The 21,055-nt window shown below is 60.2% G+C and carries 21 protein-coding genes and 1 pseudogene; 7 read left to right on the top strand and 15 right to left on the bottom strand.

Annotated elements, in window-relative coordinates; translation table 11 throughout:
* Positions 1-104: 104 nt before the first annotated feature.
* The 4 genes from OVA00_RS00725 to OVA00_RS00710 all read left to right on the top strand — a co-directional run bounded on the left by OVA00_RS00725 (position 105) and on the right by OVA00_RS00710 (position 4,193).
* Positions 105-551 (top strand): pseudoazurin, encoded by a 447-nt coding sequence (locus OVA00_RS00725; protein WP_082005895.1) that lies wholly within the window; start codon positions 105-107, stop codon positions 549-551.
* A 116-nt stretch (positions 552-667) separates the two neighbouring features.
* Complete coding sequence (locus tag OVA00_RS00720; protein ID WP_090301739.1) at positions 668-1,204, top strand: MgtC/SapB family protein; 537 nt, start codon at positions 668-670, stop codon at positions 1,202-1,204.
* Positions 1,205-1,491: 287 nt separating this feature from the next.
* Complete coding sequence (locus OVA00_RS00715) at positions 1,492-3,375, top strand: patatin-like phospholipase family protein (RefSeq protein WP_268087689.1); 1,884 nt, start codon at positions 1,492-1,494, stop codon at positions 3,373-3,375.
* 356 nt (positions 3,376-3,731) lie between these two features.
* Complete coding sequence (locus tag OVA00_RS00710; protein WP_112773188.1) at positions 3,732-4,193, top strand: histidine kinase; 462 nt, start codon at positions 3,732-3,734, stop codon at positions 4,191-4,193.
* A 96-nt stretch (positions 4,194-4,289) separates the two neighbouring features.
* On the opposite strand, the gene ppk2 is transcribed toward OVA00_RS00710, so the two are convergent.
* From ppk2 to OVA00_RS00685, 5 genes are all read right to left on the bottom strand, one after another.
* Entirely contained in the window at positions 4,290-5,144 is an 855-nt protein-coding gene (gene ppk2 / locus OVA00_RS00705) for a polyphosphate kinase 2 (RefSeq protein WP_034802000.1), read from the bottom strand.
* A complete protein-coding gene (locus OVA00_RS00700; RefSeq protein WP_112773180.1) occupies positions 5,131-6,894 on the bottom strand; it encodes a SulP family inorganic anion transporter in 1,764 nt (587 codons plus the stop codon). The genes ppk2 and OVA00_RS00700 overlap by 14 nt, the downstream gene beginning before the upstream one ends.
* 250 nt (positions 6,895-7,144) lie before the next feature.
* The gene (locus tag OVA00_RS00695) at positions 7,145-7,615 is read right to left on the bottom strand and encodes a BA14K family protein (protein ID WP_034802004.1); all 471 of its coding nucleotides are present in this window, start codon (positions 7,613-7,615) and stop codon (positions 7,145-7,147) included.
* A 101-nt stretch (positions 7,616-7,716) separates the two neighbouring features.
* Entirely contained in the window at positions 7,717-8,127 is a 411-nt protein-coding gene (locus tag OVA00_RS00690; RefSeq protein ID WP_060610776.1) for a hypothetical protein, read from the bottom strand.
* A 168-nt stretch (positions 8,128-8,295) separates the two neighbouring features.
* Positions 8,296-9,261, bottom strand: a complete 966-nt coding sequence (locus tag OVA00_RS00685; RefSeq protein ID WP_268087688.1) for an alpha/beta fold hydrolase — start codon at positions 9,259-9,261, stop codon at positions 8,296-8,298.
* A gap of 101 nt (positions 9,262-9,362) precedes the next feature.
* Here OVA00_RS00685 and OVA00_RS00680 point away from each other — a divergent pair, with 101 nt between their 5' ends.
* Complete coding sequence (locus OVA00_RS00680) at positions 9,363-9,821, top strand: Rrf2 family transcriptional regulator (protein ID WP_060520551.1); 459 nt, start codon at positions 9,363-9,365, stop codon at positions 9,819-9,821.
* Positions 9,822-10,017: 196 nt separating this feature from the next.
* Here the strand turns inward: OVA00_RS00680 and OVA00_RS00675 are convergent, their stop codons facing one another.
* The 5 genes from OVA00_RS00675 to msrA form a co-directional block, all read right to left on the bottom strand.
* Positions 10,018-10,902 carry a DMT family transporter gene (locus OVA00_RS00675; protein WP_268087687.1) on the bottom strand — a complete coding sequence of 295 codons (885 nt, stop codon included), beginning with the start codon at positions 10,900-10,902 and terminating at the stop codon, positions 10,018-10,020.
* Positions 10,903-11,060: 158 nt separating this feature from the next.
* On the bottom strand, positions 11,061-11,411 hold the full coding sequence (locus OVA00_RS00670; RefSeq protein ID WP_060520550.1) for a ribbon-helix-helix domain-containing protein: 351 nt from the start codon (positions 11,409-11,411) through the stop codon (positions 11,061-11,063).
* A gap of 24 nt (positions 11,412-11,435) precedes the next feature.
* Positions 11,436-12,032 carry a DJ-1/PfpI family protein gene (locus tag OVA00_RS00665; RefSeq protein ID WP_034802015.1) on the bottom strand — a complete coding sequence of 199 codons (597 nt, stop codon included), beginning with the start codon at positions 12,030-12,032 and terminating at the stop codon, positions 11,436-11,438.
* Positions 12,033-12,133: 101 nt separating this feature from the next.
* Positions 12,134-13,360, bottom strand: coding sequence for a bifunctional alpha/beta hydrolase/OsmC family protein (locus OVA00_RS00660; RefSeq protein ID WP_268087686.1), 1,227 nt, complete (start codon positions 13,358-13,360; stop codon positions 12,134-12,136).
* A gap of 140 nt (positions 13,361-13,500) precedes the next feature.
* The gene (gene msrA / locus OVA00_RS00655) at positions 13,501-14,007 is read right to left on the bottom strand and encodes a peptide-methionine (S)-S-oxide reductase MsrA (protein WP_060520547.1); all 507 of its coding nucleotides are present in this window, start codon (positions 14,005-14,007) and stop codon (positions 13,501-13,503) included.
* A gap of 487 nt (positions 14,008-14,494) precedes the next feature.
* Between msrA and gdhA the strand changes: the two genes are divergently transcribed.
* Positions 14,495-15,841 carry an NADP-specific glutamate dehydrogenase gene (gene gdhA / locus OVA00_RS00650; RefSeq protein WP_112773186.1) on the top strand — a complete coding sequence of 449 codons (1,347 nt, stop codon included), beginning with the start codon at positions 14,495-14,497 and terminating at the stop codon, positions 15,839-15,841.
* Between the two features lie 199 nt (positions 15,842-16,040).
* On the opposite strand, the gene OVA00_RS00645 is transcribed toward gdhA, so the two are convergent.
* The 3 genes and pseudogenes from OVA00_RS00645 to OVA00_RS00635 form a co-directional block, all read right to left on the bottom strand.
* A complete protein-coding gene (locus OVA00_RS00645) occupies positions 16,041-16,247 on the bottom strand; it encodes a hypothetical protein (protein ID WP_060520539.1) in 207 nt (68 codons plus the stop codon).
* 443 nt (positions 16,248-16,690) lie between these two features.
* A pseudogene (locus OVA00_RS00640) lies at positions 16,691-16,873 on the bottom strand (ISNCY family transposase); the annotation flags it as partial.
* 127 nt (positions 16,874-17,000) lie between these two features.
* Positions 17,001-18,002, bottom strand: coding sequence for an IS30 family transposase (locus OVA00_RS00635; RefSeq protein ID WP_268087685.1), 1,002 nt, complete (start codon positions 18,000-18,002; stop codon positions 17,001-17,003).
* A 313-nt stretch (positions 18,003-18,315) separates the two neighbouring features.
* Here OVA00_RS00635 and OVA00_RS00630 point away from each other — a divergent pair, with 313 nt between their 5' ends.
* Positions 18,316-19,053, top strand: coding sequence for a hypothetical protein (locus tag OVA00_RS00630; RefSeq protein ID WP_268087684.1), 738 nt, complete (start codon positions 18,316-18,318; stop codon positions 19,051-19,053).
* Between the two features lie 6 nt (positions 19,054-19,059).
* On the opposite strand, the gene OVA00_RS00625 is transcribed toward OVA00_RS00630, so the two are convergent.
* The gene (locus OVA00_RS00625; RefSeq protein ID WP_268087683.1) at positions 19,060-20,487 is read right to left on the bottom strand and encodes an ISNCY family transposase; all 1,428 of its coding nucleotides are present in this window, start codon (positions 20,485-20,487) and stop codon (positions 19,060-19,062) included.
* Positions 20,488-20,688: 201 nt separating this feature from the next.
* Positions 20,689-20,919, bottom strand: a complete 231-nt coding sequence (locus OVA00_RS00620) for a hypothetical protein (protein WP_268087682.1) — start codon at positions 20,917-20,919, stop codon at positions 20,689-20,691.
* Positions 20,920-21,055: the final 136 nt, after the last annotated feature.

The raw sequence follows: 21,055 nt of genomic DNA, 5'->3' as shown, positions 1-21,055 counted from the left end.
AAGCGGCGCGAATTTGACGCGCATCAAAGTGGAGGGGGCGTCTCAGGCTTAATCCTCTTCTCGAACAACCCGAGCACGGGCTGGTCGCTCAAATGGAGAAGACGATGTTGAATGCAATCAAGAGCGGATTTGGTATCGCGATCGCGGCAATGCTGGTCGCCGCACCGGCAGCCGCCGCGGACTTCGAAGTGCACATGCTGAACAAGGGCAAGGACGGCGCGATGGTTTTCGAGCCGGCGTCGCTGAAGGTTGCGCCTGGCGACACGGTCACCTTCATCCCGACCGACAAGGGACATAACGTCGAAACCATCAAGGGCATGATCCCCGATGGCGCCGAGGCTTTCAAAAGCAAGATCAATGAAAACTACAAGGTGACTTTCACGGCGCCGGGCGTCTACGGCGTAAAGTGCACGCCGCACTACGGCATGGGCATGGTCGGCGTCGTTCAGGTCGGCGATGCGCCGGCCAACCTGGAAGCGGTCAAGGGAGCGAAGAACCCGAAGAAGGCTCAGGAACGCCTGGACGCAGCCCTCGCGGCGCTCGGTAACTAAGCGACTTCTAGCGCTTCGGAGCGGGGTGGGGACAGGCCGCTCCTGGCGTCTGCGCACTGGGTGAGGCGCGGGCGCCATCATGCGGAACCAATGCGAAGCATTCGCGTTGGTTCCGCATGGATCAGATCACTGCCGAATTGTTTCCGCCATCGCAAATTTCCTATCCGGTCATTTTTGCGCGCATCGTTGGGGCGCTGCTGATGGGCGCGCTCATCGGCTTCGAGCGCGAGGTCAAGGCACGACCAGCCGGCCTCAAGACCCATATGCTCGTCTGCCTCGCAGCCTGCACCTTCGGCATCATCTCGATCGAAAGCGTCCGCCTCGGCGGCTTCTTCGACGAACGCGTCCGCATCGATCCTCTGCGCGTGGTGGAGGCGGTCACAGCCGGTGTCGCCTTTCTTGCAGCCGGCACAATCGTCTTGTCTCGCGGCGAGGTTCAGGGCCTGACGACCGGGGCCAGCCTCTGGCTTGCCGGCGCGATCGGCATTTCGGTCGGCTTCGGCCATTGGATCGTTGCCGGCCTGGCGGTCGGTTCCGCCTTCGCCGTTCTCACCATCATCGGCTACTTCGAAGCCAAGGCCGTGCGACACCAAAAGCCTGACGTGGAGCCGGAGGGTAAGGCGAGCGACGAGGGCGGCAAGAAGCAAGCCTAACGATAGGTTTGCGATAGTCCTGAGCGCCGTCTCGCGGCGGGTTCTGCAAGTCTTAGGGTAATACCCTGCCGCCCAGGCTAGGTGCAACGCAATGCTATTCTGCACAGAAAGGTTGTGTCCCGCTGGCGCCCTCGACCCGGCGTCGCTATCGTGTCTTCAGGGGCGAGCCCATCTGTTTATGGTCCGGTGAAAGCCGCCTGCGCCATATGGCGTGGCGAGGAAATGTGTTCGGCAATCCCGATCGAAACGGCTAAGCTCGTAAGCGGCCTGTTTCCAAGGAAGGTTCAATGGACGCCACCGGTTCCCTTGCTGCCAAGCTGTTGTCGGAGACCCTGATGTTCGACCAGACGTCATTGGCTGCGTTGGAAGCCTTGGCCGCCAATTCCGATCGCGGCATCGTGCGGCGTGGCGAGATCCTGGTCCGCCAAGGCGAACCGTCGGACCGGTTTTTCGTGGTCCTGTCCGGCCGCTTTACCGTGCACCGGGATGACGTCTCCGACCCTATTGCCGAGATAGGGCAGGGCGAACTCGTTGGCGAGGTCGGTTTCTTCGCCGGGCTGCCGCGCATGGCTACGGTCGTTGCTGCTCGCGATTCCATTGTTCTTTCGATCTGTGACCACCAGTTCGAAAAGGCGGCGAGTGCCCTGCCGAGCCTGCGCCAATCGGTCACCACGTTTCTGGCGCGACGGTTTGCCAAGCAGGCACCGGCTTCGCCGCATGCCAAGGGCGCCTGCCGGATAAGGACGCTCGCAATTGTTGCTGCCGGAAACAGCCGGGTTTCTCCCCGCTTCATCGACCTACTGCGCAAGGCTTTTTCCGGATCCACGCGCACGGCATTCCTGGCGAGGGCCGACATCGAAGAGCGCTTTCCCGGCGTTCCGATCGATGATCAGCCGGTGCTGGACTGGCTCAACCAATTGGAAGCCAAGACCGGAGGCATCGTCTACATCACCGACGACGAACCAAGCGACTGGACGCGTGTCTGCATCCGCCAGGCCGATGGTGTCCTGTTGGTCGGCGAGCCGTCCAACTCTGCAAAACTCAACCCGTCAGAGCAACTGGCGCTGTCAGTGCACTCGCCATCAAGCGTGCGGCTCGTTCTGGTGCATGACAAGCGCGCCGCAACGGTCGTCGGCACCAGCGGCTGGCTGAACGAGCGCCCCGGACTCCGGCAGCATCATCACGTGGCGCTCGAAGACATTGAGGATGTCGAGCGTTTGGTCCGCTTCATTGCCGGCGAGGCGAGGGGCTTTGTCGCAGCCGGCGGGGGCTCGCTCGGATGCGCGCATCTTGGCGTCCACAAGGCTTTTATCGAGGCCGGCGCCTCCTTCGACTATCTGGGAGGCACCAGTTCGGGAGCGGCGATGATGGCGGGCTTCGCCCGCGGCATGAACGCCGACGAGATCAATCGTGGGACGCACGAGATCTTCGTCCGCAGCCGCGCGTTCCGTCGCCTGACCGTGCCGCAATATGCGCTGTTGGATCACAAGGTGCTCGACCGCACCCTGCAGGCGGAATATGGCGACGTTCTTATCGAAGACCTCTGGCTGCCATTTTTCGCGCTGTCGACCAATCTCAGCACAGGGCAAGCGCATGTCCATCGCCGCGGAAGACTATGGCAGGCCGTCAGAGCGTCGGGCTCGATCCCCGGCATACTGCCGCCCTTCTTCACGGCCGACGGTGACATGCTGGTCGACGGGGCGATCATGAACAATCTGCCACTGGAACAGATGAAGGAACTGAAGACAGGCCCGAACGTCGTCGTGAGCCTGGGTGGGGGTGGTCCCGGAAAACAGCACATCGACTATGACAGTATTCCCGGCGCGTCCGAACTGACCGTTCGGTTGCTCAACCCCTTCGGCCGCTCGGGCCTGCCGAAAATCCCCAACCTGATCCAGGTCATTGCCGCAAGCATGCTGGCGCACCGGCCGCAGGAGATCGCTCTCGGGGAAAAGGACATCCTGATTTCCCCACCAGTCTCGGCGGCGATAAGCTTTATGGATTGGAGCCGGCACTCCGAACTGTTTGCCGAAGCTTATTATTGGGCGAAATCATGGATTGATGAGCGTATTGGCGAGAACGACCCGAGGATGGAGGCCATTTGCGGCCTGCCGGCCCACTATGGCTCGCCGGAAACACATGGCAGCGCGCAGGCGCATTCCGCGCTCTAGGGTGCGCCCGGCAGCCGTGGCCTGATCGTTATGTAAGGCCCGCGAGTGCTTTGCATGCGCATGGATTTTCGACTGATCTTGCCGCGTTGTCACTGTCCTCTTGCGGTTGTGGTATTTTAGGATAGCCTTGCATCGGGAGAGCCAGTCGCGGTTCTTTCGTTTTGCAGTGAAAAGACCAATGAATAGAGGGCCATCGGAGATATAGCGGCTCACATTCGAAAATGTTTCGTCCCCGAATTGCACTGCCATTTGGGTTTCCTTGGATGTAACTGCGGGACGTCCCTGGTCATGTGATGCACGGAAGCCGTGTATCGCTTCGTCACAGAGCGCCCATTTGCTTGAAGTGGATCGACGTGATGTCTGACAACAAGAATGCCGGCGCACCTCCGAGTGCACAGGACCTCAGAATGCAGATGCTCCAGCGTGAAATGGACGAGATGGACAAGGAGCGGCGACTAAAATCCATCGAAGAGCAAAAGCTCGCCGACTTTGCCGCGGATTTTCTCAAGCAGCATGTGACGGAAGAGGAAATCGCCATCGTTCGCCGGCTGGTCGCGAACGCCGTGAAGGCCGGCAAGTTCGAAGCGATGGTCTACAGCTTCCCGTCCGAGCTTTGCACTGACAGCGGCCGCGCGATCAACAGCGGTGACCGGGATTGGCCGAACACGCTGCAGGGGAAAGCAAAAGAGTTCTTTGATCGCTATCAGGCCTTCGGCAAACCAAGTGGCTACAAGTTGAAGGCGATGATCATCAACTTCCCGGGTGGCGTGCCCGGTGACGTCGGGTTCTTCTTGAACTGGGCTCCCGAAAAAGCCTGAGTACGACCGTCCCGGCGTCGCATCGCGTTGTCGCGCTGCGGCCCGTCCCGATCGAAAGCGTTCAAAGCCCGCACCTTTGGTGCGGGCTTTTCAGTCTTATAAAACGTCGGGCACGTTTCTACGCACGTGGTCGTCCGCCGCAAAGTCATCCGGCCGCTTCTGGCGCTTGCCGAGATCGGGCTCCGAGAATTTCACGCGCTCGTATGGGATCGACGAGAGAATGTGCGAGATGCAGTTGATGCGGGCACGCTTCTTGTCATCCGACGGTACGATCCACCAGGGCGCGAAATCGGTGTCCGTCATACGGATCATCTCGTTGTAGGCGCGGGTATAATCCCACCAGCGGCGATAGGATTCGACGTCCATCGGGCTGAGCTTCCATTGGCGCAGCGGATCGGCAATGCGCTGCCGGAACCGCTTTTCCTGCTCTTTCTCGCTGACGTCGAGGAAGTATTTGAGCAGGATGATGCCGCTTTCGACCATGGCCGCTTCGAAACGCGGCGCGAGCTCGAGAAAGCGTCGGGCACTGTCATCCGAGCAGAAACCCATAACGCGCTCGACGCCGGGGCGGTTGTACCAGGAGCGATCGAAGATCACGATCTCGCCGGCGGCGGGCAGGTGCTGGATATAACGCTGCATGTAGATCTGCGACTTCTCGCGGTCGGTCGGCGCCGGCAGCGCGGTCACGCGGAAGACGCGTGGGCTGACACGCTCGGTTAGCCGCTTGATCACACCGCCCTTGCCGGCCGCATCGCGGCCTTCGAAGACGATGACGATGCGCGCGCCTGTTTTCTTCACCCAGGCCTGCAGATGGGCGGTTTCCTGCTGCAGCCGGGCGAGCTCCTTGGCATAGCCCTCGGATGACGAGTCGTCCGAAGTCGTCGCGTCATCGGCTATTTCGCCTTCGCTCTTGTCTTTGCCCTTCTTCTTCTTGCCGTCATGCTTGCCCATTTTTCCCTCCCGTTTGGACATGGTCATCTGGCTTGATCTCGACAGAACCGGTCGACTGACCGTCGTTCCGCCCGTACTTGGTCTCGTAAGCGTCGAGCGCATCTTCCATTCCCTCGAAGATCATACCCGGGCCGATCTTCTCGACGACCCCGGAGCGCTCGAGCAGGGCGCGCGCATCGGTATGCAACTCCGCCAGGCCGAGCGTGACGCCGCGGTTCTTCAGGTCGCTCTGCAACTCTCCAAGCATGTCCGCGGCGGTGCTGTCGATTTGCGGGATGGCGCTCGCATCGATCACCAGCCAGCGGGTAGGTTTCGGCAGGTTCTCGGCGATCACCTCGAGGCGCTCGCGGACGTAATCGGCGTTGTAGAAAAGCAGACTATCTTGAACCATGCAGGCACCGAAGCCTGGAACCGGGCGTGCCTCGGTCACGCGATGCAGCTTGTAGAAGCCGTCGCGCCCGGGGATGCGGCCCAGCATGGCGTCGTGCGGATACATGGTCTGCAAGATGAGGTAGACCAGTGTTGCAGCGATGGCGATGACCACGCCGTTCAGCACGCCGAGGCCGATCGGTCCCCAAAGGGCAATCAGCGCGAAAATGAACTCGATGCGGTTGACGGTCCAGATCCGTCTGAGGCCGTCGATGTCGATCAGGCTGAGCGCCGTTGCCGCAAGGATCGCCCCGAGCGCGGCGACCGGCAGAATGCGAAGGACGTCACCAAGAAAGAGCAGCACCACCATCAGGGTCCCCGCCGCAACGAGGCTCGCGATCTGCGACCGCCCACCGACGGCGAAGTTCACGGCCGTGCGTGAATCCGAGGCGGTCACCGGAAACGTCCCGAACAGTCCTGCCGCGATGTTGGCGGCGCCGAAGCCGCTCAGTTCACGGTTCGGATCGACGCGGTAGCCGCCGAGCGCCGCAAAGCTGCGCGCTGCGATGACACCGGAACCGAAACTGACGAGGAAGATTGCCGCGCCGCCGGTCAGCAATCCATCGATCGGCAGACCCTCGAGACGAGGCAGGACGAAGGTCGGCAAGCCGTCGGGAATGTTGCCGACGACCGTCATGCCGCGCCCTTCGAAGTCGAAGAGATATGACAACAACACCGCGACGAAGACGACGATAACAGGACCTGGAACGGGTGAGCGATAGAAGCGGGCGACCTGCAGCAGCGCAAAACACGCCAAGGCAAATACCAGAGTGGGCCAGTGGATGGAGCCGGCCTGCCTCAGAAGTTCGAGAATAGGGCTGATCAGCCCGTCCGACTCGATCTGGACGCCGGTGACGCGCTTGATCTGTCCAACCAGAATCGAGAGGGAAATTCCAGCAAAGAAGCCTGTGAGGATCGGGCGCGAAAGAAAGGTCGCGAGCACGCCGAGACGGACGAGGCGTGCAATCAGGCAGAGGATGCCGACGATGAGGGCCAGCAGGGCCGCCGCCGTTACGCGGTCAGCGCCACCGGCAGAGGAGGCGAATACCGTCGTCAGCACGGCCGCCAGCACCGTCATCGTCGCCGCATCCGGTCCGACGATCAGTTGCCGCGACGGACCGAAAAGGGCGTAGGCGACAAGCGGCGTGATGCTCGCATAAAGGCCCGTCTCGGGCGGCAGCCCGGCGATGGCGGGATAGGCGATGGCGCTCGGCAATCCGACCGCGGCAATGGCGACGCCTGCGGAAATGTCGCTGCGCAACCAACTTCCCTGATACCCCTTAAGGTTGTCCAGAAGCGGCAGGCGAGGCAGGTTCAGCATGCTGACGGTCCCCGGGGGCACAGCCCTCTTAAAGTGCTCTAAACGCTACAAATCAGGCCGCGCGGGAAGCGCAAACAATGCACTCTACCATTGCGTACATTAGGGTTGCAAAACTTTCCTTTCATCGGCTTCGACAAAAAGACTAAAGTTGCAGACATTAGAGAGGCGGCCTGCCACGTCGATCCGGCAAGTGCCGAACCGAGGAATCTGCAACAAGTTATGAAGCCCGTGTCAGCTGAGCTTCAACGCTTCAGTAGTAGGGGGAGACACACGCCTGCCGCGGACCGTAATACGGCTGGAACGTGTCGTCATAGGCCCTGTAGGACCGGTAACGAGCGTAGCACCAGCGGGTGTGGGCGCTGCCTCCGTAATAGGTTTGGCGATAGTAGCGCGGCGCATAGTAGCGTGGGGCGGAATAGGTCGGGCCGTAATAGCCTTCGTCATAATAGCCCGGGCCATAGTAGCGAGGCTGCGCGAGCAGCCCGCCGATGATCGCGCCGGTTGCCAATCCGCCGAGCGCCCATGCCCAGTCATCGCCACCGCCGTGGTGATGCCCGTGGTTGTAGCCGCCGTGATAGCCGCCGCCGTGGTGCCTGTACTGAACCGGTTGGACTTGAGATGCCTCGATCTCCGCCGTAACGGCTGGAGGAAATGCCATGGCCGGCGGAACACTCGTAGCCACCGCCGCCAGTGACAAGGCAAAGATTGCTAGCCTCTTCATTGGCTTCACCTTCTTTCCACCCCGCACCCGATTATAGCGCGGAACCGGTTCGATGGCACTTCGTTTTCCAGGGTGCTTCCGCCGCCCGACCAAGCGGCTGTCTATTTGACGACAGTCACGCTCAATACGCCTTCTTCGATCTTTCCGTCTTCATAGGGGGAGCGAATGACAAGCCGGTCGCGGCCGGTATAGCCGGGGTTCGGCGTATAGTAGGCGACGACGCCATTCACCTTGGTTGTCGCGCATTTTGACTGCTTGCCCACCAGTTTCGGATAGACCGCCTCGTGGACAATCTCCAGGTGGCCATGCTTGGGCTTCTCCGCAATCGTCATCGCCGGATAGTCGATCTGGCTGCAGTTATCGTCGATATGCCAGTTCTTGGCGACGAGCGTCTTCACGCCGCTGCGCGCCGTGATCGATAGCGCCTGCTGCCGGGAATCGTCGGAGGTTGTGGTGCAAGCCGACAAGGCGACAACGATTACGGGCAAAAAGAGATATCGAAAGGTTTTCATGAGCAATCCTGGGAATACTTTAAGTTTGGATTTAAGTCGCATGAGGGCCCGGGCCGCACCCGTTTCATCGAGATGCACCCCTTGGATCCACACGTTTTGCGTGTGCGATCATGCATTTTTTGGTCTCGGGGGACAGGGGGTGTCCTTCGCTCGTTGATCACGTGACTTTCAAACATTCCGGGCAAACCGAATGAGAACCTCGTTCACGACATCGGGGCGCTCCTGCGGCAGCCAATGGCCGCTGCCGGGCACGATGATGCTTTCCTTGAGCTGCGGGACGAGCGTCGGCATCGCATCGACAATTTCGCGCATCCCGGGGATGGCGATGCCCGTGTCGCGCTCGCCGACCATGAACAGGGCAGGAATTTCGACCTTTACGCCGGCGAAAGCGGCCTGCAGCTGCCAATTGCGATCGAGGTTTCGATAGTAGTTCAACCCTCCGCGAAAACCGGTCGTGGCAAAGGCGCTGATGTAGGTGTCGAGGTCTGCAGCAGTGAGCCAGTCGGGCATGCTGTCGGGCAGCGGCGCAAGCAGTCCATGCCGGCGCGATACCATGCCGAACGGATTGGGTGTCTGGTCTCCGGCCTGTCGCGCGCCCGCGTCGCCGGAAGCCGCAAAGAGGATCTTTCGCAGCGTCTGGCCGATGTCACGCTCCAGCTCCGCCTCGGCGACATCAGGCTCCTGGAAATAGAGCGTGTACAATTCTGCCTCGTCGGTCCGCGGGAAGATCCGGGTCGGCGGAACGGGCGCCTGGCCCATCATCGGCACGCTCATGGCGACGACGCCGCAGAAACGGTCGGGCCGCATCTGTGCCGCCTGCCAGGCAACGGTCGCGCCCCAGTCGTTACCGACGAGGATGGCCGTTGATAGGTCGAGGGCATCCAGCAGAGCAATCATGTCGCCGACGATGTGAAACACGCTGTATTCGTCGACCGATGGAGGACATTCCGAGAGGCCGTAGCCGCGCATGTCAGGCGCGATCGCGCGAAAGCCCGCCTCCGCAAGTGCCGCTACCTGGTGCCGCCAGGCATGGGAGGTCTCCGGGAAGCCATGGCAGAGCAGAACGGCCGGGCCGTTTCCCCGTTCGATAAAGCCCATGCGGATGGTTCGGGTCTGGATTGTCTGGGCCTGCATCTTCGTTACTTCTCGACACTCTTATACCGTAATTGTATAAGTTACGGAAACAGATCGCGTCAAGAGTGTGTAACTTATGTTGTTACGCTATGGGGAGTCGAATGAAGCAAGACAGCCGGTTGGCGCGGATGATCCATGTGCTCATTCACATGGCACTGCTCGGGGGACGGGAGACGTCAGAGACCATCGCCAAGATGCTGAACACCAACCCGGTGGTTGTTCGCCGGACGATGGGGGCGTTGAAGCGCAAGGGTGTCGTCGGTTCCGAAGGCGGCCGGGGAGGGGGCTGGGCGCTTCTGCGGCCGCTTGAGGAGTTGACGGTGCTCGATGTGCAGCGGGCGCTGGACGATGGGCAGGTTCTGGCGGCAGGCGTGTCCGAGGACCATCCGACCTGCCCGGTGGAGCGCGCAGCGAATGCGGCGCTGGTGGACGCCTTCGAAAAAGCGGAGCGGACCCTGCTGCAGGAGTTTGCCGAACTCAGGCTTTCAACGATTGCGGAGCGTGCGATGAAGGATGCTGCGGGGTCTCAGCGGGCCACGCACCTGGATCATCAAGCCTGAAGGCGCCACGCATGTGGGCGATGAGCCGGCGAAGCGGCAGGATCGAGCGAGCTTGTGGTCAGGCCCTTTCGCCAAAACTGAGCCGGCGGCTCTGCATGATCGTCCGGCAGGACAAGCGGCTTGATCTCGGCCTTCGAAAGACGCTGGCTGCTCTCATATCGCTGGCGGCGCCTGAGCGGCCGGTCAGCGGGCAGGACTAGGCGCGCGATACCGACGACCGTCTCGCCAGCTGATGCTCGCGCCAGATCGTGAAGAGACCGGCGCCGACGACGATGAGCGCGCCGACGATCATGTTGTGAGTGATCGTCTCGCCGAAGAGCATGACGGCGAAGATCACGTTGAGGACCAGCTGGAAATAGGTAACGGGCTGGACTTCGGCTGCCGGCAGCAGTCCGTAGGCTTTGATGAGGAAAAAGTGACTGAGGGTGCCACAGACGCAAAGCGCGGCAAGGGCAAACCAATCGGACGGCACCACCTCTGTCCAGTAGAACGGGCCGACCAGCGAGATCGCCACGGCGCCGACAACGCCGGCATAAAAGAGGCTCGTGACGGCCGAATCCTCGCGACTGACGGCGCGGGTGGCAATGCTGTAAAGCGCGAAAAGCACGGATGCTGCGAGCGGCAGAAGCAGCGACATGTCGAAGTGCACGTTGACGGGATTGATGATCACCAGAACGCCGATCAGACCGATCAGAACGGCCGCACCGCGCCGCCATCCCACGGTCTCCCCGAGAAGAGGGATCGAGAGGATGGTGATGATCAGTGGTGTCGCCTGAAAGATCGACTGGCTCATGGCGAGCCCGGCGTGAACGTAGGAAATGACGATGACGACGATTTCGGCGACGAGCAGCAGGCCCCGCACGACTTGCAGCCAGGGGTGGCGCGTCTGAGCGGTCTTGCGAAGTCCACCCGATGACGAGGCGGCGAAAGCGAACACGAAGAGCGCAAACGCCCAGAATCGGATCATCGTGATGAACAAAGCGGGGTAGCGGTCGCCAAGATACTTGGTGATGGCGTCCTGGCCAGCAAAGATGCAAATGGCAAGGAAGGCAAACAGATAACCGCGGGTCTTGGGGCTCATTGCACTACAAACTCAGAATCGCTGGCCCCCTGAATAGCATAGTCTTGTCGCCGGGGCTTGAACCAAACGACTTTGGTTTGATGATCCTGGATCCGCGGCAGCAGGCGAGGGGCGCGTCGAGCCGGGACTGCCCCCGCGAAGGGGCAGCCTGCCTCAGCTCAATGATATTTTTCCTGCTCGCGCGTGAGGATCGCCGGAGCGTTCAGCCCGGCGATCGGTTGGTTGACATCCGTCGGAATGTCACCTGACAGCTGCAGGTCGAGATAGCGCGCGCAGCAGACCCTCAGGAATGATGTGAAGTTCCCGAGATCATGCCCGGCATCGATGGACTCGTGGTGTAGCTTGGTGATCAGCTGCGTGACGTTCATACGATCGCGCCGCGCGATCTCCTCAAGCTTCGACCAGAAGAAGTTCTCCAGCCGGACGCTCGTCACCATGCCATCGATGCGCAGCGACCGGGTGGTGCTCTCCCAGAGCCGCGCATCCGCCTTTATGAACAACTCGCACATCTCGCCCCTCCCGTGGCTGCCTTCTCAGGCGGCGTCTGTTTGTAGCAGGGCCGAGGCGTCGAGCACAGCCATGAACTGGCGCAGCCACGACGGATGGGCGGGCCACGCCGGCGCGGTCACGAGGTTGCCGTCGGCGACCGCGTCGCTGATCGCGATATCCGCATAAATGCCGCCGGCAAGTTCGACCTCCGGACGGCACGCCGGGTAGGCCGAACAGGTGCGGCCCTTCAACACGCCAGCCGCCGCCAGCAATTGTGCGCCGTGGCAGATGGCCGCCACCGGTTTTCCCGCCGCGAAGAAATGCTGGACAGCCTTGATGACATCCGGGTTGAGACGCAGATATTCGGGCGCGCGACCGCCGGGTATGACCAGCGCGTCGTAATCTTCAGCGCGGATGGCGGAGAAGGTGGCGTTGAGCGCAAAATTATGGCCGCGCTTTTCGGAATAGGTCTGGTCGCCTTCGAAATCATGGATCGCGGTCGCAACCGTCTCGCCGGCATTCTTGCCGGGGCAGACGGCATGCACCGTGTGGCCGCAGGCGAGCAAGGTCTGAAACGGAACCATCGTTTCATAGTCTTCGGTGAAATCACCGGTGATCATCAGAATTTTCGAGTTTGCCATTTGTTTCCTCCCAAAAACCAATGGGCGGAGCTTAGCAATCCGGCTGAGGCAACGGGTACTAGCGGAATACTACAAAGGAAAATTCCGGGCAGGGCCGCGGACTATTTCACGGCCGTCGTTATCTTGGCGATCCCTTCCAGAGTGCGATGGACCGGGCACTTGTCGGCAATCTCGGCGATCTTGGAGCGAAGCTCGTCTGCGACCTCGCCCTCGATCGCTATGACCCGCTCGAACCGGTCGATCTTCCCGCTGTCGGCGCGCTCCGTTGCAGCGCAGTCTGCGCAATCCCGCGCATGGATCTTGGAATGCGAGACCTCCACCTTGATGCGCCCGAGCGGCAGCTTCTTGTGGTCGGCGTAGAGGCGCAGCGTCATGGAGGTACAGGCAGCAAGCCCGATCGACAGGTAGTCATAGGGCGATGGCCCGGAATCGAACCCGCCGACGCTTTGCGGCTCGTCGGCAAAGAGGCGATGCCTGCCGGCATGAACCGAATTCTGAAATTTGCCTTCGCCCGTTTCCGTCACCTGGACCTGTTCCACCGGCTCCGTGCCCTGCGGACTGTCGGCCACGAGATAGCGGCTCAGCCACTCCGCAATCACCCGGGCGGCGTAGGCGGCATCGGCAGGATCGGTGAGCAGATGGTCGGCCTTGTCCAGCGAAACGAAGCTCTTCGGATGTTTGGCCACATGGAAGAGGTCGCTGGCGTTTTCGATGCCGACCGTTTGATCCAGCGGCGCGTGGAGAATGAGAACGGGTTTCCTGAGCGTGGCCACAGCCTCATGAAGGCGCTGGGCGCAAGCGTCGTCGACGAACTGTTTCTTGATCAGGAATTTGCGACCGGCAAGATCGACTTCGGCGGCACCACTTTCCTCTATTTCCTTGAGGCTCGCTCCGAAGTTCTTGAGCACATGGCCGACGTCCGCGGGTGCGCCGATCGTGGCCACGGCGCGAACTTCCGGAATTTCGTTGGCAACCGCAAAGACGGCTGCACCGCCAAGCGAATGGCCAATCAGGAGCGACGGCGCCTCGAAGTGTAGCCGCAGATAGTCGGCGGCCGAACGAAGATCCGCGATGTTGGACGAAAAGTTGGTCGAGGCGAACTCGCCCTCGCTTGATCCGAGGCCGGTGAAATCGAAGCGCAGGACCGCGATCCCTTCGCGCGCGAGTTCGGCCGAGATCTGACGCGCCGCCGCCAGATCCTTGGAGCAGGTGAAGCAGTGGGCGAAAATCGCATAGGCCCGCACCGGGCCGTTTGGAAGGTCGAGTCTGGCGCCAAGAGTGGCGCCGGAATGGCCGGTAAATTCAAGTCGTTGACTATTGAAGTTCATGTGATGCTCCAGGAAGGAGAACAATCATCCCAAGGTCGCAACGACTGTCCTGAATTCGATTGATGCGGCCGGCATCCATGTCCGCCGAACCTGGCGGCTGCATGCGGACACGGTTCGCCAGACGCTCGCCGGGGCGTTTGTTACTCCGCGGCGGACCGTCGCGGCAGCACCCAGTTCGGACGCGGGAAGTGGCAGGTATAGCCGTTCGGATAGCGCTCCAGGTAATCCTGGTGCTCCGGCTCCGCCTGCCAGAAGTCGCCGACGGGTTCCAGTTCCGTCACCACCTTGCCCGGCCACAGGCCAGAGGCTTCCACATCGGCAATGGTGTCCTCGGCAATGCGCTTCTGTTCGTCATCGACGTAGTAGATCGCCGAACGATAGGAGGTGCCGATGTCGTTGCCCTGACGGTTTTTCGTGGTGGGGTCGTGGATCTGGAAAAACAGCTCCAGAATCCGCCGATAGGAGGTCTTCGCCGGATCGTAGAATATCTCGATGCCCTCGGCATGGGTTCCGTGGTTGCGATAGGTCGCATTGGGCACGTCGCCGCCGGTATAGCCCACACGGGTGCCGGTGACGCCGGGGAGCCTGCGGATCAGATCCTGCATTCCCCAGAAGCAACCGCCGGCCAGAACAGCTCTCTCGGTCATTCAGATATCCTCCACCTGGTTCGTGAGCGCGTCTTCGCTTTGTCTCCCACTGGCTGCGGGCCAGCGCGGGAGATGGACTGTAATATAGGAACTCCTGCTGCCAAGATCAGGAGGGCGGTTCCAAATCCGCGTTTTGGCTCGGCACGTGTCGAGTTGGACGCGCAAGCGCACGCGGCCCGTCAGGATCGCGGGAAGGGCGAGTTAGCTCTCCTTCCTATGCAACCGCAACGGTGACGATGCGCGCGCTAGTTTGCTGTCGGGGCGAGCAATCCATTCTATCGGGCGGCTGCCTCGCTTCCACGGGCTGCAGCCCTTCAGCTCGCCATCGGCATTCCAGGTGCGCGGTAACCTGTTTTCCCGAAACGGCGCCCAAGTAAGCAATCAAGAATTGCATGGCCGCGGGAAATAAATCTTCACTTGCCGCCTAGCTTCCGATAATGCGCGAGGGGTTTGCGCCTAAGAAGCTGCGCGCATGAGGAGAACCATCTTGAATGTCGATGAGAAGCTGGAACCAATTCTAACGGAAGTGCTGAGGCGCAACGCCGGCGAGCTGGAATTTCACCAGGCCGTACGGGAAGTGCTTGAAAGTCTGGGGCGTGTCATTGCCAAGCATCCGCGCTATGCGGAACAGGCCCTTATAGAACGGATATGCGAACCCGAGCGGCAGATCATCTTCAGGGTGCCTTGGGTCGACGACGCTGGGCAGGTACAGATCAACCGCGGCTTCCGCGTGCAGTTCAACTCCGCACTTGGGCCCTATAAAGGCGGGATACGCTTTCATCCTTCCGTCAACGTCGGGATCATCAAGTTCCTCGGCTTCGAGCAAACCTTCAAGAACGCCCTGACAGGCATGCCGATCGGCGGCGGCAAGGGCGGCTCCGACTTCAACCCGAGAGGGCGAACGGATGGGGAAATCATGCGATTTTGCCAGTCGTTTATGACCGAGCTCCACCGACACCTGGGCGAATACACGGACGTTCCTGCCGGCGATATCGGCGTCGGAGGCCGGGAGATCGGCTATATGTTCGGCCAGTACAAGCGGCTCACCAACCGGTATGAGGCCGGGGTGCTGACGGGCAAGGCGCTGATTTACGGCGGTTCGCGCGCACGCAAGGAGGCAACGGGCTTCGGTGCGACCTACTTCGTCCAGCGGATGCTCAGCACCAAGGGCCTCGATTTCGAAGGCAGGCGCGTGACCGTATCGGGATCCGGAAACGTCGCTATCTACACCATGGAAAAGGTCGCGGAGTTCGGTGGCAAGATCGTCGCATGCTCCGATTCCAACGGTTATGTCGTCGATGAGGACGGGATCGATCTCGAATTGGTCAAGCAGATCAAGGAGGTTCGCCGTGAGCGGATATCCGAGTATGCCAGGCTGAAAGGTTCCAAGGCACACTATTTCGAGGGCGGCTCCGTCTGGGACGTTCCTTGCGATGTCGCGATGCCCTCGGCGACCCAGAACGAGCTCACGGGCAAGGATGCCCGCACTCTGGTGAAGAATGGCGTCATCGCAGTAGGCGAGGGGGCAAACATGCCGTCGACCCCGGAAGCGGTTCGCATCTTTCAGGATGCAGGGGTCATGTTTGCCCCGGGCAAGGCCGCCAATGCGGGCGGTGTTGCGACATCGGCTCTCGAGATGCAGCAGAATGCCTCTCGCGACAGCTGGACGTTCGAGCAAACCGAAACACGGCTTGCCATTATCATGCAGTCGATCCACGACCGTTGCGCCGAGACCGCCGAGGAATACGGGAACCCCGGCGACTATGTGCTCGGGGCCAACATCGCCGGCTTTGTGAGGGTCGCCGAAGCGATGGACGCGCTCGGCGTCATCTAATGCTTCTGCTGGAGGGAGCCGGCTGGCGCTGGCTTCCTTCAGTAATTCGTCGAAGCTCTTGAGGACGCTGAGACTGTAGTACCACCGGTCACGGCTAGTTTCGCGAGCATGGCGCGCGATCCTATGGGGAGGCCGTACCATGCTGCTGGCTGGTCCGGGCTGCGAGACGGTAGCAAGAGCCAATCGGCGCAGATAGAATTTATGAGGCGACGAGACCGTCGAAAACCTCGAGCATGGCATCGCTGATTGCCTGGCCGAGGGCGGCCGCGGTTTGCGACAGGGCTTCCTCGTCTGCGCCCTGGGCTGCGATTGCGAAGGCTGCGCCTTCTCCCGTCACGATTTCCTGAGCGCGCTGAATGGCCCAAAGGGCAAAGTCGTTACGATCGCTGATTTCTACCGTTTCCATGATTTCCTCTGATTGTCCGTGTGGAAGAATTCTTGTGGCTTTGCCGGGCGGCCGAGAGCCCGGGGTCGGCTTGGCAACCCCATCTAACCGTCAACGGCATCACTGCCAAAGCCCTAGAACCGGGAGCAGGGTGCTTTGAAGCCTTAAAATGGCATCCGGGCTATCCGCCCATTTCCGTCGACTGTCAATCCGCAGTCGATGCCGCTTTGCAATTGGCTCGCCTTATCAGAGGCTTCGGGTCACCTTTTGAGAGACGTCGGCCTCCGTTGCGCAGCTGATGTTGACAATCGTAAGCGCCTGTTTGCGGGCCATCTTTTAGCTTACGTCCCGCTCCGGCGCGCGCTCGACGACCGACCGAGCCACCACGCGCCCTTTACCCGATTTTCAGGGGAGCTCGAAGACTACATGTCTTAGGAAGATGCCGAACATACGGTGCGCACGGTCATAGCGTGGGGCCGGGTCGACGCCGTACCGCCGGTGTCGATCCGCTCCAGCAACCGGCGAACCTGGCGGGTGCTTAGCTCAAGCACGTGCTCCGCCGACGCCAACGTCATGCGTCCGGCGATCACCTTCGACAAAACCTCAATCCGCTGCAGATCGCGCTCGCTCATCGCAATCAATCCCATCCGCAATCTCCCAGGTCATCAAAACCCGGGGAGAGTGACATTCCAACTTTGCAGGATCAGGACACTTTAACTTTGCGGCTTGGAGAACCTAACCGAAGTGCATCATGCCTGTTTTGAGGGTAGGGGTTCAGCCTCCTTCTTGCAAATGTGCCATGAACACTTCTGTCGGTGTCCTGTAGTCGAGGCACTTTCTCGGCTGGTCATTGAGATGGCGCGCGAGTTGGATCAGATTGCGCTGCGATACGGCTGCAAGATCCGTATCGCCGGGCATAAAGCGGCGAATACGCTTGTTCACGTTTTCGACTGCACCTTTCTGCCAGGGCGCACTGGGGTCGCAGAACCAGCTGCGTGCGCCGATACCATCTTCCAAAGCCCTAAAAGCGGTAAACTCCGTGCCGCGATCAAACGTGAAGCTCTGTCGGGCAAAAGCCGGCAAGGGCGCAAAGGTATCGACGATCTTGTCCATGATCGGTCGTGAGTGCCGGCTGTTGTTTTTGATCATTACCGTGTAGCGGCTTTTGCGTTCGATCAATGAAGTCACGTTGGCGTTGCCCAGATCACGCTGGAAGATCAGAAGGTCGCCCTCCCAATGACCGAACTGCGAGCGATCATCAATAAAATCAGGGCGTTGCGATATTCTGCAGGCTGCAGGGAAGACGCCATCGCGCGGTCTCTTGGAACCGCGACGGCGACGTTTGCGGCGTGCCTCCGGTAAGTAACGAAAGAGGCCGAGACCGTAGTCTTCCTTGCCATATACGAAGCGATAAATCGTCTCGGCGCAGATCCGAACGAGGCTAAGTCCATCCGCCCACAGTCGGCCGGCTATCTGCTCAGGCGACCAGTAGGCCTTCAATCGATCGATCACGAGTTCGCGCAATTGTGGATGGCGCCTGAGCTTCCTCAGGCGCCGCCGACGCTCCTTGCTGATATCATCGGCAACCGTCGAGAAGTAACCGCTGTATTCGGGGAGTTCGCGATCGTGGAATGTGTTGCGTCTGATCTCGCGATAGATTGTCGATCGATGACGGCCAAGTTGACGCGCCATTTCGTTGATCGGCAGTTTGCGTTCGACAAAGTGGTGAAGGCGGCGTCGATCGGCCAGATTCAGCTGCGAATAACGTCGAAACATCCCAAAATCTCCAAGGGGAACCCATTGAAATTATTGGCATGTCGCACTTGGAAATAGAATGTACCCGGCTACAGTTCTTGTCAAAGCTGAATAGGGCTGCGACGTCGCCAGCCATTTAGAAATGCGACACTGCCCGCCGGCTTGCTCTGCCAGTCAGCCCCCGATCCGACCGGCTGGTCCGGGTTGAAAGGGCGGAGCGGGGGCGGGTGATGACACTCCCCTTCGGCTTTAGCTTTCTCAGTAGCAATTGTTTTGTCGCCGGTTGATACTCGCTTGCACCTGCATAGGGCGAGGTAGGGATCACAGCCGCACGATGCTTCCGGAAATCAAGCTGCATGGTGACGTCGATGTCGCCGCACTGTCCCCACTTCTTCGCGGTATGCTTCTTTCGGTTGCCTATGCTGACGGTGAGGGCGGCATAGGATTGACGGCGACCGGCGCCATGAACCGCAAGTTCGTGCATTGGGCCGCTGTGCACTTCCTTTGGCCAGGCTTCACAGCCGAAGACCTCTACAGCATGAACAAGGTGCTCAATGAAAGCGACATGCCGCCGCTTTGGGTGGTGCGCGACATGACCCGTCATCTGAAGCTTCTTCGTCGGAAAAAAGATGTGCTGCTGCCAACCAGACGCGGCCGGGAGTTCCTGGTGAACCCGCAAGCCTTCTTCGATCTGATCGCCACGGATTATCTCTATTCGTATGTCCATACCACCGAGCGGGAAGAGGAGGTCCGAGCGCGGTTACGCTGGTGGCGCATGTTCCTCAATCTTCTCAATATCAAAGCCAGGGAAGGGTGCACGCCAATAGACGTTGTGAAGATCCTCTATCCAGACTTGGCGCCTCTGTCGGACACCGAAATGACCATAGAAGCCTGGAAGTTGAAATCCGATCTCCAATATGGCGTCTTTCGGCGCTTGTGCTGGCTCGGTGTGCTCTATGAGGCACGAGAGGGGCTCACGCTCCTCCAGCATGGAGCCTTCCACAAGACGCCACTTTGGCCAGCTTGCCTGCAGTTGGAATCGGATACGCAGAGCGACATCGGCGTGCATTGACGCTCTTTATTCCGCCGCTGGCCGCCTCATCAACGCTTTCTCTCGTCGCGCAATCACCGCCGGATCGTTCATGAAATCCGTCCGCCGGCCAGGCTTGGGACCACGCTTCTGGTAGCCGTTGGCTGTGCTACCGTCTCGAATGCCGAACATATGATCCGTTTGGCCCGTTCGGCTCGGACCACTCTTGCTGCGCTGCTGTTGGCGTCCGGCCTGCATCTCGGCGACAATTGACAGCATGTCGTCCAGCCGCTTGTTGTCGACGACCTCGGCACGATGCACCGAGCGCAACGTATCGAAGGTCCTGTAGGGCAGGGCAAAGCTCTCGTGCATGATCTCAAGCCGACCGTCCGGATAATCGCAGACAATCACCTTCTGGCCCGCCAATGGCCTGGAAATCTCGGTCGGATCGAGAATGAACAGCACCTTGTCGTAACGCAGCGTCAGGGATTGCGACAGCGTGCGCACTTCCTTGCGGCACATGGCACCATCGAGGTTCTCATGGTCGGACAGCGGCTGGTGCATGTCCTTCGGATTGCGTGGTTGCTTGCCAAAACGAGTGTTGAAATCTGCAATGAACTCAGGCGCATAGACATTGGCAGCTTCGATCGTATCGATGCCGCGAAGTCGCATCTCCTTGACCAGCCGATCCTGCAATGTCTGGTTGGCACGCTCCACTCGACCCTTGGCCTGCGGGGTGTTGGCACAGATGATGTCGATATTGAGTTCATAGAGCGCCCGTCCGAACTGCGTCAGGCCGCTTGTCCGGTCTTTCTTCGACGCATGGAGCGAGCGGAAAACGCCGTGCTTGTCGCTGTAGAAGGCCAGCGGCTTGCCCCATTGCTGCAAATAGGCCTTCGTCGCGTGCAGATAATCGAATGTATTCTCCGATCCAGCAAAGCGAAGATGTAAAAGCTTGCCGGTGGCGTCATCAATATAGACGAGCAGGGCGCATTTGGGGCCGCGGTTCTCGAACCACCAGTGATGCGATCCATCGATCTGCACCAGTTCGCCAAAGCAGTCGCGCCGGCCACGTGGCTGGAAAACCCGTTTCTTGCGTTCCCGACGCGAGATCCAGATGCCAGCCTCGGTCATCCATTGCCGCAGCGTTTCCTTGGCAACAGAAATCCGGTGCAGCTCGATGAGCTTCTCGCGCGCCAGCGTCGGACCGAAATCCAGATAGCGTTCGCGGATCAGATCCAGCGCCGCATTGCGGAAATCCTCGCTGTGGCGCCGATTGCTCGGCTGGGATCGCTTCTTCGAAACAAGACCGGCCGGACCATCTTGATCATAAGCCTGCAGCAGTCTGTGGATCTGACTTCGACTGAGGTTGAGCAGTTCGGCAGCCTGGACAACGCTCAGGCGCTCGTCACGGATCTTCTGGATGACTTCGAGGCGATGCAACTCTTTCTGCGACATGGTGATCAAACAGGACATGACGACTCCGACCGCTCATGGTCTCGACCAGGCTGAAGGTCGTCATCCTTGCTCCCAACGTTGGCTTTGACCAGTGCGTCGAGAGGCGAGACTGTCGCATCTCTAACTGGCCCAACTGTCGCATTACTAAATAGCCACTACAGTTCTGAATCGCATAACATACATTATGGAACTAACTTGCAAACACCCATTCGGGCCGCTTTAGCGGTTCCGTGCCGTGTCATCGAGGTCGATCCCGGCAAGACGCTGGTCTACACGTTTGCTGATTTCGAGCTGCACTGGACAATCCAGCCGGACGGTGACTGCTGCATTCTTGGGCTGGAGCATCGGGGCTTCGACCTTGAAAACCCGCAACACCGTTTCGCCGAAGAAAACATGCCGACTGTTGGCGCACACTCGTCTTGCCGCGCTTGGCAACTCGAGGCCGCTCACATGACACCTTCGGCTTCTTGATCCGAGGCGCGGCAAACTAAATCTGCTGCGATCAAACTCCGAAGGCCCGGCGCCGATCACGTTGATCGTATTCTGGAAGACTGGCTATCGACCAGGCTGGCGCAAATCGGGCTCC

The sequence above is a fragment of the Ensifer sp. SL37 genome (assembly GCF_026672675.1).
GTDB lineage: Bacteria > Pseudomonadota > Alphaproteobacteria > Rhizobiales > Rhizobiaceae > Ensifer > Ensifer adhaerens.
This window is presented reverse-complemented; position numbering and strand designations above follow the sequence as displayed.

Excerpts from the sequence above, each read along its gene's own strand:
- OVA00_RS00630 (WP_268087684.1), top strand. The coding sequence starts at position 18,316 with ATGCTTCCGGAAATCAAGCTGCATGGTGACGTCGATGTCGCCGCACTG.
- OVA00_RS00635 (WP_268087685.1), bottom strand. The coding sequence starts at position 18,002 with ATGTTTCGACGTTATTCGCAGCTGAATCTGGCCGATCGACGCCGCCTT.
- ppk2 (WP_034802000.1), bottom strand. The coding sequence starts at position 5,144 with ATGGGCAAGCATGACGGCAAGAAGAAGAAGGGCAAAGACAAGAGCGAA.
- OVA00_RS00670 (WP_060520550.1), bottom strand. The coding sequence starts at position 11,411 with ATGTGCGAGTTGTTCATAAAGGCGGATGCGCGGCTCTGGGAGAGCACC.
- msrA (WP_060520547.1), bottom strand. The coding sequence starts at position 14,007 with ATGACCGAGAGAGCTGTTCTGGCCGGCGGTTGCTTCTGGGGAATGCAG.
- OVA00_RS00725 (WP_082005895.1), top strand. The coding sequence starts at position 105 with ATGTTGAATGCAATCAAGAGCGGATTTGGTATCGCGATCGCGGCAATG.
- OVA00_RS00690 (WP_060610776.1), bottom strand. The coding sequence starts at position 8,127 with ATGAAAACCTTTCGATATCTCTTTTTGCCCGTAATCGTTGTCGCCTTG.
- OVA00_RS00710 (WP_112773188.1), top strand. The coding sequence starts at position 3,732 with ATGTCTGACAACAAGAATGCCGGCGCACCTCCGAGTGCACAGGACCTC.
- OVA00_RS00645 (WP_060520539.1), bottom strand. The coding sequence starts at position 16,247 with ATGGAAACGGTAGAAATCAGCGATCGTAACGACTTTGCCCTTTGGGCC.
- OVA00_RS00720 (WP_090301739.1), top strand. The coding sequence starts at position 668 with ATGGATCAGATCACTGCCGAATTGTTTCCGCCATCGCAAATTTCCTAT.
- OVA00_RS00680 (WP_060520551.1), top strand. The coding sequence starts at position 9,363 with ATGAAGCAAGACAGCCGGTTGGCGCGGATGATCCATGTGCTCATTCAC.
- OVA00_RS00660 (WP_268087686.1), bottom strand. The coding sequence starts at position 13,360 with ATGAACTTCAATAGTCAACGACTTGAATTTACCGGCCATTCCGGCGCC.
- OVA00_RS00685 (WP_268087688.1), bottom strand. The coding sequence starts at position 9,261 with ATGCAGGCCCAGACAATCCAGACCCGAACCATCCGCATGGGCTTTATC.
- OVA00_RS00700 (WP_112773180.1), bottom strand. The coding sequence starts at position 6,894 with ATGCTGAACCTGCCTCGCCTGCCGCTTCTGGACAACCTTAAGGGGTAT.
- OVA00_RS00715 (WP_268087689.1), top strand. The coding sequence starts at position 1,492 with ATGGACGCCACCGGTTCCCTTGCTGCCAAGCTGTTGTCGGAGACCCTG.
- OVA00_RS00695 (WP_034802004.1), bottom strand. The coding sequence starts at position 7,615 with ATGAAGAGGCTAGCAATCTTTGCCTTGTCACTGGCGGCGGTGGCTACG.
- OVA00_RS00675 (WP_268087687.1), bottom strand. The coding sequence starts at position 10,902 with ATGAGCCCCAAGACCCGCGGTTATCTGTTTGCCTTCCTTGCCATTTGC.
- OVA00_RS00625 (WP_268087683.1), bottom strand. The coding sequence starts at position 20,487 with ATGTCCTGTTTGATCACCATGTCGCAGAAAGAGTTGCATCGCCTCGAA.
- OVA00_RS00665 (WP_034802015.1), bottom strand. The coding sequence starts at position 12,032 with ATGGCAAACTCGAAAATTCTGATGATCACCGGTGATTTCACCGAAGAC.